The 11648-nt window shown below is 53.6% G+C and carries 10 protein-coding genes; 3 read left to right on the top strand and 7 right to left on the bottom strand.

Annotated elements, in window-relative coordinates:
- Positions 1–144: 144 nt before the first annotated feature.
- The 4 genes from hemG to pepQ are packed head-to-tail and all read right to left on the bottom strand — an operon-like array spanning position 145 to position 4137.
- Entirely contained in the window at positions 145–690 is a 546-nt protein-coding gene (gene hemG / locus C4F37_RS22370; RefSeq protein WP_000853963.1) for a menaquinone-dependent protoporphyrinogen IX dehydrogenase, read from the bottom strand.
- Between the two features lie 11 nt (positions 691–701).
- On the bottom strand, positions 702–2153 hold the full coding sequence (trkH, locus tag C4F37_RS22365) for a Trk system potassium transporter TrkH (protein ID WP_000545665.1): 1452 nt from the start codon (positions 2151–2153) through the stop codon (positions 702–704).
- Between the two features lie 38 nt (positions 2154–2191).
- Entirely contained in the window at positions 2192–2806 is a 615-nt protein-coding gene (locus tag C4F37_RS22360; protein WP_001335246.1) for an IMPACT family protein, read from the bottom strand.
- Positions 2806–4137 (bottom strand): Xaa-Pro dipeptidase, encoded by a 1332-nt coding sequence (gene pepQ, locus C4F37_RS22355; protein WP_001540254.1) that lies wholly within the window; start codon positions 4135–4137, stop codon positions 2806–2808. The genes C4F37_RS22360 and pepQ overlap by 1 nt, the downstream gene beginning before the upstream one ends.
- Positions 4138–4326: 189 nt before the next feature.
- Between pepQ and fadB the strand changes: the two genes are divergently transcribed.
- Together fadB and fadA are read left to right on the top strand one after the other, a co-directional pair.
- Complete coding sequence (fadB, locus tag C4F37_RS22350) at positions 4327–6516, top strand: fatty acid oxidation complex subunit alpha FadB (protein ID WP_001540253.1); 2190 nt, start codon at positions 4327–4329, stop codon at positions 6514–6516.
- Positions 6517–6525: 9 nt separating this feature from the next.
- Positions 6526–7689: an acetyl-CoA C-acyltransferase FadA gene (gene fadA, locus C4F37_RS22345; protein WP_001540252.1), complete on the top strand. Its 1164-nt coding sequence runs from the start codon at positions 6526–6528 to the stop codon at positions 7687–7689.
- A 271-nt stretch (positions 7690–7960) separates the two neighbouring features.
- Here the strand turns inward: fadA and fre are convergent, their stop codons facing one another.
- Both fre and ubiD read right to left on the bottom strand, forming a co-directional pair.
- Entirely contained in the window at positions 7961–8662 is a 702-nt protein-coding gene (gene fre, locus C4F37_RS22340) for an NAD(P)H-flavin reductase (RefSeq protein WP_000209826.1), read from the bottom strand.
- 45 nt (positions 8663–8707) lie between these two features.
- Entirely contained in the window at positions 8708–10201 is a 1494-nt protein-coding gene (gene ubiD, locus C4F37_RS22335) for a 4-hydroxy-3-polyprenylbenzoate decarboxylase (RefSeq protein WP_001540251.1), read from the bottom strand.
- Positions 10202–10367: 166 nt separating this feature from the next.
- Here ubiD and rfaH point away from each other — a divergent pair, with 166 nt between their 5' ends.
- A complete protein-coding gene (rfaH, locus tag C4F37_RS22330) occupies positions 10368–10856 on the top strand; it encodes a transcription/translation regulatory transformer protein RfaH (protein WP_001192400.1) in 489 nt (162 codons plus the stop codon).
- Here rfaH and tatD read toward each other — a convergent pair.
- Positions 10853–11635, bottom strand: coding sequence for a 3'-5' ssDNA/RNA exonuclease TatD (gene tatD, locus C4F37_RS22325; protein WP_001298607.1), 783 nt, complete (start codon positions 11633–11635; stop codon positions 10853–10855). The two genes, rfaH and tatD, sit on opposite strands and share 4 nt — an antisense overlap.
- Positions 11636–11648: the final 13 nt, after the last annotated feature.

Raw genomic sequence — 11648 nt, 5'->3', positions numbered from 1 at the left:
GAGATTCTCAGGAGAACCCCGCTGACCCGGCGGCGTGTTTGCCGTTGTTCCGTGTCAGTGGTGGCGCATTATAGGGAGTTATTCCGGCCTGACAAGAGGAAATTTAAAATAATTTTCCGACCGCGCACTTTTTATTCTTTATGCTTATTTCAGCGTCGGTTTGTCGGTTAAATGGGCGATTTCTCGGGCGAAATTCGCCACCTGCTCCCAATCGGTATAGACAACTTCTTTGCGCGTATCCGTTTCACCGCCTGACATCTTCATAATCAGTTTGATCATAAAGCGGTCGTACCAGCGATAACGTGGGTAACGCAGCGCCCCGGCAATGACCGCGCAGCGATCGGGACGCCATTGTGAACTCATCAGAAACTTCCGCGCGTAGCTGTTGGTCTGTGGAGTACGCTTCTCCGGTTTACGCGCCACCAGGTTTACGGAGTAAAAGGCGCTCGGCATCGAATTCAGCCGCGTCGCATGCTTTTTGACAAATTCCTGGAACGCAGAGTGGTAGTGACCATAGCGAATAGAAGCACCAATGACCACACGGTCGTAGTTTTCCCACTGTGGTTCTTCAATGCGGTGCACATTGGCGACATCCGCCTGGATCCCCAGTTCTTTCAGTTCCGAAGCCAGGTAGGAGGCAATCTCGCGCGTTTGTCCGTCCCTTGTTGAGAAAAGAATTAATGTTTTCACGTATTACTCCATCATTCACGCCAGAAAGTCGGGGTAAAGAGCACCAGCAATGTAAAGACCTCGAGACGACCAAACAGCATGTTGGCAATCAGGATCCATTTAGCCACCGGGTTCATACTGGTAAAGTTATCAGCAACCACGCCAAGCCCTGGCCCCAGGTTATTCAATGTTGCAACAACCGAGGCAAAGGCAGAAAAGTCATCCACGCCCGTGGCGATAATCGCCAGCATACTGACAATAAACACCAATGCATAGGCGGAGAAAAATCCCCAAACGGCTTCGAGGATACGTTCCGGCAGTGCGCGATTCCCCAGCTTAATGCTGTAGACGGCGTTCGGATGCACCAGTCGTTTCAGCTCACGGTTCCCCTGCTTAAACAGCAGCAGGATGCGGATCACTTTCAGGCCACCGCCCGTTGACCCGGCACAACCGCCGATAAAAGCTGAACATAAGAGCAGTACCGGCAAAAAGAGCGGCCAGCGGGCAATGCTGTCAGTCGTAAACCCGGCGGTTGTCGCCATCGACACCACCTGGAAAAACGCCTGGTTAATTGTCATCAGCGCCGAACTGTAGACATTATGAAACCACAGTACGAGTGTACAAATAACCACCAGTGAAAACTGTACGCCGATAAACATGCGAAATTCCGGATCGCGCCAATAAACCTTCAGACTACGCCCACTTAACAGTGAAAAGTGCAGACCGTAGTTACAGCCAGAGATCAGCAGGAAGATAGCAATGATAGTGTTAATAGTCGGGCTGTCGAAATAACCGATACTGGCATCATGTGTCGAGAAGCCGCCAATAGCGATGGTCGCAAAGCTATGGCCGATGGCATCAAAGGCATCCATTCCAGCAAACCACAACGCCAGCGCACAGGCGACGGTCAGCAAGACATAAATCAACCACAGGGTTTTCGCCGTTTCCGCAATTCGCGGGCGCATTTTGTTATCTTTCAGCGGGCCGGGCATTTCTGCGCGATAGAGCTGCATCCCACCCACGCCGAGGATAGGCAGTATCGCAACCGCCAGCACGATGATCCCCATACCGCCAAACCATTGCAGCATCTGGCGATAAAAGAGGATGGCATGAGGGAGCGAATCCAGCCCCACCAGCGTAGTGGCCCCCGTGGTGGTCAGGCCAGAGAAAGATTCAAAAAACGCATCGGTAATCGTGAGGTTCGGGCTTTCCGAGAAGATAAAAGGGAGCGCACCGACGCTACCCAGCACGGTCCAGAACAGCACCACTATCAGAAACCCCTCACGGGATTTCAGTTCGCCCTTCTCTTTGCGGTTCGGCCACCAAAGCATAGAGCCAATGGCGAGGGCGACAAAAAAGGTCTGGGTAAAAGCGCGGCCCGCTCCATCCCGGTAGATGAGTGCTACCAGCCCAGGGATAATCATGGTCCCTGAAAATAAGATGACCAGTAGTCCAACGATTCGGGTAATGGCGCGAAAATGCATCTCTGCCGCTTCCTTAGTTCTGCAAAACGAAGTGGGGATTATTCTTCAATCGCTAACAATTGCAATGAACCACGGCTAAAATCCGCCAGCTTTGCGGAAAATTCAGCCACTTTCGCCGCCGGAAGCGCCACCCGCAGCAGAACGAATGCCTGATAATCACTGTTGATAATTTTGCCGTCACACTGCCCCAGCAACGCTTCAATGCCGGTTAACTGACTATATTCACATTGCAAAGTATATTCGGTTAATGGTGTCTTGCGTTGGGTCGTTAGCTGGCGCAGCGCCTGATTCACGCCGCCGCCATACGCTTTCACTAACCCACCGGTGCCAAGCAATATGCCGCCGTAGTAGCGCACCACCACAGCGGTAATTTCCCCGACGCCGCTGCCCATTAGTTGGGCGAGCATCGGTTTACCTGCCGTTCCCGCCGGCTCCCCGTCGTCAGAGAAACCCAGCTGTTGAGAATCATCCGGCGCACCCGCCACCCACGCCACGCAATGGTGGCGGGCATCGGGGTGTTCTGCCCGCACCGATTCAACAAACGCTTTTGCCGCCTCAACGCCATCGGTATGCGCCAACAGCGTAATGAAGCGGCTCTTTTTGATCTCTTCAACGACCATGACCGGTGCCGCAGGAATTAACCAGCTTTCCATCACGCCAGTTTCAGATCCCGGGTCATGTTTTCCACGTTGTTTTCGTGAATCACCACGTTGTCTTCGATACGAATGCCGCCGAACGGTTTCAGTGCTTCAATTTTCTGCCAGTTGAAGTGTTTGCTGAACTGCCCTTCACGCCACGGTGCCAGAAGCGATTCGATGAAGTAGATACCCGGTTCGATGGTTAACACCATGCCCGGCTGGAGAATACGGGTGCAGCGCAGGTACGGATATTTTGCCGGTGCCGCGAGGTGCGTACCGCTATCATCCTGCATAAAACCGGCTACGTCATGCACCTGCAGGCCCAGCGGATGGCCGATACCGTGCGGCATAAACGGTCCGGTGAGATCGTTTTCGACCATCGCTTCTTCACTCATATCGGTGATGATTTGATGTTTACGCAGCAGTTTGGCGATGCGCTGATGGAACTGGATATGGTAATCCACATAGCTGACGCCTGCTTTCATGTTGGCGATCAGCGCCAGTTGCTCATCATTTACGTCTTTCACCAGCTGTGCGTAGTCGTTGTCGCTTTTTGCCGACCAGGTACGGGTTAGATCAGCCGCATAGCCGTTATATTCGGCCCCGGCATCCAGCAGGAAGCTGCGCATCTCTTCCGGTGCCTGGTGGTCCAGTTTGGTGTAATGCAACACCGCAGCGTGTTCGTTAAGCGCCACAATGTTGCTATAAGGTACGTCGGTATCACGATGACCGGTCGCGGTCAGATAGGCAATGTTGATATCGAACTCGCTCATGCCAGAACGGAACGCTTCTTCTGCCGCGCGATGACCGTTGACCGCCATTTTCTGCGCTTCACGCATACAGGCCAGTTCGTACTCGGTTTTGAAGGAGCGATAGTAATGCAGGTAGTCGATCACCCCTTTCGGGTTGATATTGCTGGCCTCAATACCCAGTTGCAGCGCACGTTCTGGCACCGGACCGATATAACCGATATTGCCGCGCGCAGCAGGCAACAGACTACCAATGCCATCGGCTTTCGGCAGCGCGATCACTTCTACATCTTCAGTCCAGAAGGAGTTCGGCAGCGGTTCGACGTTGTGCCAGTAATCAACCGGCAGATAGAACCACAGTTTCGGCTTATTCACGCCATCCACCAGCAGCCAGCAGTTTGGCACCTGAGTTACTGGCACCCACGCTTTGAATTGCGGGTTCACTTTAAACGGATAGGGATGATCGTCGAGAAAAACGTTGAACAGTTCGCCGGAGTGAATAAGTAACGCATCCAGCTTGAAGCGCGCCAGCGCATCGCGAGTCCGTTCCTGTAAGGTAGCTATATGATTTTTATAGAGCGAGGCCAGTGATTCCATTTTTTACCCTTCTGTTTTTTTGACCTTAAGTCTCCGCATATTAGCACATCGTTCATCCAGAGCGTGATTTCTGCCGAGCGTGATCAGATCGGCATTTCCTTAATATTTTATTTGCATATTTTTAACACAAAATACACACTTCGATGCATCTGGTACGACCAGATCACCTTGCGGATTCAGGAGACTGACATGCTTTACAAAGGCGACACCCTGTACCTTGACTGGCTGGAAGATGGCATTGCCGAACTGGTATTTGATGCCCCAGGTTCAGTTAATAAACTCGACACTGCCACCGTCGCCAGCCTCGGCGAGGCCATCGGCGTGCTGGAACAGCAATCAGATCTAAAAGGGCTGCTGCTGCGTTCGAACAAAGCAGCCTTTATCGTCGGTGCTGATATCACCGAATTTTTGTCCCTGTTCCTCGTTCCTGAAGAACAGTTAAGTCAGTGGCTGCACTTTGCCAATAGCGTGTTTAATCGCCTGGAAGATCTCCCGGTGCCGACCATTGCTGCCGTCAACGGCTATGCGCTGGGCGGTGGCTGCGAATGCGTGCTGGCGACCGATTATCGTCTGGCGACGCCGGATCTGCGCATCGGTCTGCCGGAAACCAAACTGGGCATCATGCCGGGCTTTGGCGGTTCTGTACGTATGCCACGTATGCTCGGTGCTGACAGTGCGCTGGAAATCATTGCCGCCGGTAAAGATGTCGGCGCGGATCAGGCGCTGAAAATCGGTCTGGTGGATGGTGTAGTCAAAGCAGAAAAACTGGTTGAAGGGGCGATGGCGATTTTACGCCAGGCCATTAACGGCGACCTCGACTGGAAAGCAAAACGTCAGCCGAAGCTGGAACCGCTAAAACTGAGCAAGATTGAAGCCGCCATGAGCTTCACCATCGCTAAAGGGATGGTCGCGCAAACGGCGGGGAAACATTATCCGGCCCCCATCACCGCAGTAAAAACCATTGAAGCGGCGGCCCGTTTTGGTCGTGAAGAAGCCTTAAACCTGGAAAACAAAAGTTTTGTCCCGCTGGCGCATACCAACGAAGCCCGCGCACTGGTCGGCATTTTCCTTAACGATCAATATGTAAAAGGTAAAGCGAAGAAACTCACCAAAGATGTTGAAACCCCGAAACAGGCCGCTGTGCTGGGCGCAGGCATTATGGGCGGCGGCATCGCCTACCAGTCTGCGTGGAAAGGCGTGCCGGTTGTCATGAAAGATATCAACGACAAGTCGTTAACCCTCGGCATGACCGAAGCCGCGAAACTGCTGAACAAGCAGCTTGAGCGCGGCAAGATCGATGGTCTGAAACTGGCTGGCGTGATCTCCACAATTCACCCAACGCTCGACTACGCCGGGTTTGACCGCGTGGATGTTGTGGTAGAAGCGGTTGTTGAAAACCCGAAAGTGAAAAAAGCCGTGCTGGCAGAAACCGAGCAGAAAGTACGCCCGGATACCGTACTGGCGTCTAACACTTCAACCATTCCTATCAGCGAACTGGCCAACGCGCTGGAACGTCCGGAAAACTTCTGCGGGATGCACTTCTTTAACCCGGTCCACCGAATGCCGTTAGTAGAAATTATTCGCGGCGAGAAAAGCTCCGACGAAACCATCGCGAAAGTCGTCGCCTGGGCGAGCAAAATGGGCAAAACGCCGATTGTGGTTAACGACTGCCCCGGCTTCTTCGTCAACCGTGTACTGTTCCCCTATTTCGCCGGTTTCAGCCAGTTGCTGCGCGACGGCGCGGATTTCCGCAAGATCGACAAAGTGATGGAAAAACAGTTTGGCTGGCCGATGGGTCCGGCATATCTGCTGGATGTTGTGGGCATTGACACCGCGCATCACGCCCAGGCAGTCATGGCAGCAGGCTTCCCGCAGCGGATGCAGAAAGATTATCGCGATGCCATCGACGCGCTGTTTAATGCCAACCGCTTTGGTCAGAAGAACGGCCTCGGTTTCTGGCGTTATAAAGAAGACAGCAAAGGTAAGCCGAAGAAAGAAGAAGACGCCGCTGTTGACGACCTGCTGGCAGAAGTGAGCCAGCCGAAGCGCGATTTCAGCGAAGAAGAGATTATCGCTCGCATGATGATCCCGATGGTCAACGAAGTGGTCCGCTGTCTGGAAGAGGGCATTATCGCCACTCCGGCAGAAGCGGATATGGCGCTGGTCTACGGCCTGGGCTTCCCTCCGTTCCACGGCGGCGCGTTCCGCTGGCTGGACACCCTCGGCAGCGCAAAATACCTCGATATGGCACAGCAATATCAGCACCTCGGCCCGCTGTATGAAGTACCGGAAGGTCTGCGTAATAAAGCACGTCATAACGAACAGTACTATCCCCCGGTTGAGCCAGCCCGTCCGGTTGGCGACCTGAAAACGGCTTAAGGAGTCACAATGGAACAGGTTGTCATTGTCGATGCAATTCGCACCCCGATGGGCCGTTCGAAGGGCGGTGCTTTTCGTAACGTACGTGCGGAAGATCTCTCCGCTCATTTAATGCGTAGCCTGCTGGCGCGTAACCCGGCACTGGAAGCGGCGGCCCTTGACGATATTTACTGGGGTTGTGTGCAGCAAACACTGGAGCAGGGTTTTAATATCGCCCGTAACGCGGCACTGTTGGCTGAAGTGCCGCACTCTGTCCCGGCGGTTACCGTTAATCGCTTGTGTGGTTCATCCATGCAGGCACTGCATGACGCAGCACGAATGATCATGACCGGCGATGCGCAGGCATGTCTGGTTGGCGGCGTGGAGCATATGGGCCATGTGCCAATGAGTCACGGCGTCGATTTTCACCCCGGCCTTAGCCGTAATGTCGCCAAAGCGGCGGGCATGATGGGCTTAACGGCAGAAATGCTGGCGCGTATGCACGGTATCAGCCGTGAAATGCAGGATGCCTTTGCCGCGCGGTCACACGCCCGCGCGTGGGCCGCCACGCAGTCAGGCGCATTTAAAAATGAAATCATCCCGACCAGTGGTCACGATGCCGACGGCGTATTGAAGCAGTTTAATTACGACGAAGTGATTCGCCCGGAAACCACCGTGGAAGCCCTCACCACACTGCGTCCGGCGTTTGATCCCGTCAGCGGTACGGTAACGGCGGGTACATCTTCTGCGCTTTCCGATGGCGCAGCTGCCATGCTGGTGATGAGTGAAAGCCGCGCCCGTGAATTAGGTCTTAAGCCGCGCGCCCGCGTGCGTTCGATGGCGGTCGTTGGTTGTGACCCATCGATTATGGGTTATGGTCCGGTTCCGGCCTCGAAGCTGGCGCTGAAAAAAGCGGGGCTTTCTGCCAGCGATATCGGCGTATTCGAGATGAACGAAGCCTTTGCCGCGCAGATCCTGCCGTGTATTAAAGATCTCGGGCTAATGGAGCAGATTGACGAGAAGATCAACCTCAACGGTGGCGCGATCGCGCTGGGTCATCCGCTGGGTTGTTCCGGTGCGCGTATCAGCACCACGCTGCTGAATCTGATGGAACACAAAGACGTCCAGTTTGGTCTGGCGACGATGTGTATCGGTCTGGGTCAGGGCATTGCAACGGTGTTTGAGCGGGTTTAACCACTTGCCGGATGCGGCGTGAACGCCTTATCCGGTCTACGGTTCAGAACTTTTGTAGGCCCGATAAGACGCGGCAGCGTCGCATCGGGCACTGTATGCCGGATACGGCGTGAACGCCTTATCCGGCCCACGGTTCAGAACTTTTGTAGGCCCGATAAGACGCGGCAGCGTTGCATCGGGCACTGTTTGCCGGATGCAACGTAGAGTAATGCCACTGTATAAAGTTTTAGTTGCCGTTCTTCCCGCCTGTCAGGGGCGGGTTTTTTATATCTCAGATAAATGCAAACGCATCGCCAAACAGGCGATCTTCCCGCGCATTACGCTCACTGCAAAACAGGTCACGGGCAATTTTCGCCATCTCAAAACGTCCGGCAATATAGATATCATGCTCTGCCAGCGTACCATGATCCTGCAATACCGCCGTTAACACGGTGCCAGTACGCCCACGCCAGCCCGCTTCCGGTTGTTCAACCACCGGCACCACTTGTAGACCAGGATGCTTCAACGAAAGCGCCTCAAGCTCGCAGAGATCATACAGATGCTGCTCTTCACGCCCGCCCCAGTAAATGGTGATATCACGGTTTGGGTTACGCGCCAACGCTGTCAGCAAAATCGAGCGGGCATAAGAGAACCCGGTGCCGCCCGCAATCAAAATCATCGGACGCTCTTCATCATCGCGCAGCCACGCTTCTCCGTGGGGAATATCGACCACGATTTGATGATCTTTGAGGATGCGGTCCATGACTGCTTTCGCGTAAAGGTTGATTTCAGAAGCGCCAATATGCAGCTCGATAAACCCTTTTTCATCTGGCGTCGAAGCCATTGAGAACGGACGTTTGTCGCGCTCATCCATCACTACCATCAAATACTGACCAGCACGAAAAGAAAAGGCCGCGTCTGGCACGATGCGGACACGATATACGGTATCCGTGATAGCTTCTACCGAGGTCACTTTACAGCTTAAGGTTGTCATGCGCTTTCTCTGTCGGATCGATAAATAGGGCAAAACAAACGCGCATCAGGCGCTTTTACCGTTGTTAAAAATAGCCAGTTCATCCCAAATGGCGTCAATATGCGCGACAACATCTGGATCTTTTTTGATGGGACGTCCCCATTCACGCTGGGTTTCCCCCGGCCATTTATTCGTGGCATCCAGCCCCATTTTTGAACCCAGCCCGGAGACAGGCGAGGCAAAATCCAGATAATCAATAGGCGTATTTTCTACCAGAACAGTATCCCGCGCCGGGTCCATACGGGTGGTAATCGCCCAAATCACATCGTTCCAGTCGCGTGCGTTGACGTCATCATCGCAAACGATCACAAATTTAGTGTACATAAACTGGCGTAAGAACGACCAGACGCCCATCATGACGCGCTTCGCGTGTCCGGCGTACTGTTTTTTGATCGTCACTACCGCCAGACGATAAGAACAGCCTTCCGGCGGCAGGTAAAAATCGACAATTTCCGGGAACTGTTTTTGCAGAATCGGCACGAACACTTCGTTCAGTGCTACACCCAGTACCGCAGGTTCATCTGGCGGACGCCCGGTATAGGTGGAATGATAAATCGCATCTTCACGCTGGGTAATATGCGTCACGGTAAATACCGGGAAACTATCGACTTCGTTATAGTAACCGGTGTGGTCGCCATACGGCCCTTCCGGCGCAGTTTCGCCTTGTTCGATATACCCTTCCAGCACAATCTCCGCACTGGCGGGCACTTCAAGGTCATTGGAGATACACTTCACCACTTCGGTCTTGGTGCCGCGCAGCAATCCGGCAAACGCATACTCTGAAAGCGTATCCGGAACGGGGGTGACTGCACCGAGAATCGTGGCAGGATCGGCACCCAGCGCCACAGAAACCGGGAAACGTTCGCCCGGATGCGCCGCACACCACTCCTGATAATCCAACGCGCCGCCGCGATGCGACAGCCAGCGCATAATCAGTTTGTTTTTACCAATTAGCTGCTGGCGATAAATGCCCAGATTCTGCCGCTCTTTATGCGGGCCGCGCGTTACGGTGAGCCCCCAGGTAATCAGCGGCGCGGCATCTTCCGACCAGCAGGTCATAATGGGAATACGATTGAGATCGACGTCATCGCCAGAGACGATTTTTTGTTGGCAGGGCGCACCACGCAGTCGCTTTGTCGGCATGTTCAATACTTGCTTAAACTGCGGCAGTTTATCAAACAGGTCGCGGAAACCTTTTGGCGGCTCCGGCTCTTTCAGAAACGCCAATAATTTACCAACTTCACGCAGCGCCGAAACATCCTCCTGCCCCATGCCCATCGCCACGCGCTTTGGCGTACCGAACAGGTTGCACAGCACCGGCATTGAGTAGCCTTTAGGGTTTTCGAACAACAGCGCAGGCCCACCGGCACGCAAAGTGCGGTCAGCAATTTCAGTGATTTCCAGGTGCGGATCCACCGGGAGCGTGACACGTTTTAGCTCACCCTGCTGTTCAAGCAGCGTCAAGAAGTCGCGTAAATCGTTATATTTCATGGCGTCCATTGTAGCCTCTTAATCTGCGCCCATTATACGGCGTTCATCTTTGCGATGCTGTAAATTTGTTAAATTAGCGTGAACTCTGACGGTATAACGCAAACCGGGGAATATAATTAACTTAGCGTAAAGCTTTTGCTATCCTTGCGCCCCGATTAAACGGATAAGAGTCATTATGCAATCCTGGTATTTACTGTACTGCAAGCGCGGGCAACTTCAACGTGCCCAGGAACACCTCGAAAGACAGGCTGTGAATTGCCTGGCACCGATGATCACCCTGGAAAAAATCGTGCGTGGCAAACGTACTGCAGTCAGTGAGCCATTGTTCCCCAACTACTTGTTTGTGGAGTTCGATCCGGAAGTGATTCATACCACGACTATCAACGCGACTCGTGGTGTCAGCCACTTCGTGCGCTTTGGCGCGTCGCCAGCGATAGTCCCATCGGCGGTGATTCATCAGTTATCAGTGTATAAACCGAAAGATATTGTCGATCCATCGACGCCGTATCCTGGTGATAAAGTGATTATTACTGAAGGCGCATTCGAAGGTTTTCAGGCCATTTTCACCGAGCCCGATGGCGAGGCTCGCTCCATGCTATTGCTGAATCTTATTAATAAAGAGATTAAGCACAGTGTGAAGAACACCGAGTTCCGCAAACTCTAAAACGCAATCCCAAACAGTGTTTTGACATTGGCATCCGTGGTGGCAGCCAGCCATGCGGCATCTTCTCCACGCCAGTGCGCAATACGTTGCAAAATATGGGGCAGATGGGCTGGCTCGTTGCGCCGGGATGATGGCTTTGGCGTGAGATCGCGAGGGAGCAGATACGGCGCATCAGTTTCGATCAGCAATTTCTCCGCCGGAATCAACGGCAACAATTCCCGCAGCTCCAGCCCGCGTCGTTCATCGCAAACCCAACCGGTAATGCCGATATAAATTCCACGCGCCACGCACGCCTGCATCTCTTCGCGTGTGCCGGTAAAGCAATGAAGAACCGCACCAGGCAGTTTATCCAGCCACGGCTCCAGCAATGTCATAAACCGCTCGTGGGCATCGCGACAGTGCATAAATACCGGCATGTTTAATTCTGCGGCAATGCGTAGCTGGGCAACAAAAGCGAGTTCCTGCTCTTCCGGCGTCGAAAAGTTGCGGTTAAAGTCGAGACCACATTCACCAATCGCCACCACTTCTGGCTGCGCGGCCAGCTCAATAATCGCTTCTTCAGTCACAGCTTGCCACTGGCTGCTGTCGTGAGGATGTACGCCCGCCGTTGACCAACAGGACGAATACTGACGCGCCAGCTTTTGCGCCTGCTGGCTTTCACGCAGATTGGTACCGGTGATGAGTAGCCCATTAACTCCCGCGTCAAAAGCGCGCGCTACAACATCATCACGGTCTTTCGCAAATTGCGAACTGGTCAAATTAACGCCGATATCAAACATCCTGTACTCCATA

Source organism: Escherichia sp. R1 (genome assembly GCF_003000935.1).
Lineage (GTDB): Bacteria > Pseudomonadota > Gammaproteobacteria > Enterobacterales > Enterobacteriaceae > Escherichia > Escherichia coli.
Note: the sequence above shows the minus strand (reverse complement) of the source record. Positions and strands in the feature narration are given on the sequence as shown.

Excerpts from the sequence above, each read along its gene's own strand:
- trkH (WP_000545665.1), bottom strand. The coding sequence starts at position 2,153 with ATGCATTTTCGCGCCATTACCCGAATCGTTGGACTACTGGTCATCTTA.
- C4F37_RS22360 (WP_001335246.1), bottom strand. The coding sequence starts at position 2,806 with ATGGAAAGCTGGTTAATTCCTGCGGCACCGGTCATGGTCGTTGAAGAG.
- pepQ (WP_001540254.1), bottom strand. The coding sequence starts at position 4,137 with ATGGAATCACTGGCCTCGCTCTATAAAAATCATATAGCTACCTTACAG.
- fadB (WP_001540253.1), top strand. The coding sequence starts at position 4,327 with ATGCTTTACAAAGGCGACACCCTGTACCTTGACTGGCTGGAAGATGGC.
- fadA (WP_001540252.1), top strand. The coding sequence starts at position 6,526 with ATGGAACAGGTTGTCATTGTCGATGCAATTCGCACCCCGATGGGCCGT.
- fre (WP_000209826.1), bottom strand. The coding sequence starts at position 8,662 with ATGACAACCTTAAGCTGTAAAGTGACCTCGGTAGAAGCTATCACGGAT.
- ubiD (WP_001540251.1), bottom strand. The coding sequence starts at position 10,201 with ATGGACGCCATGAAATATAACGATTTACGCGACTTCTTGACGCTGCTT.
- rfaH (WP_001192400.1), top strand. The coding sequence starts at position 10,368 with ATGCAATCCTGGTATTTACTGTACTGCAAGCGCGGGCAACTTCAACGT.
- tatD (WP_001298607.1), bottom strand. The coding sequence starts at position 11,635 with ATGTTTGATATCGGCGTTAATTTGACCAGTTCGCAATTTGCGAAAGAC.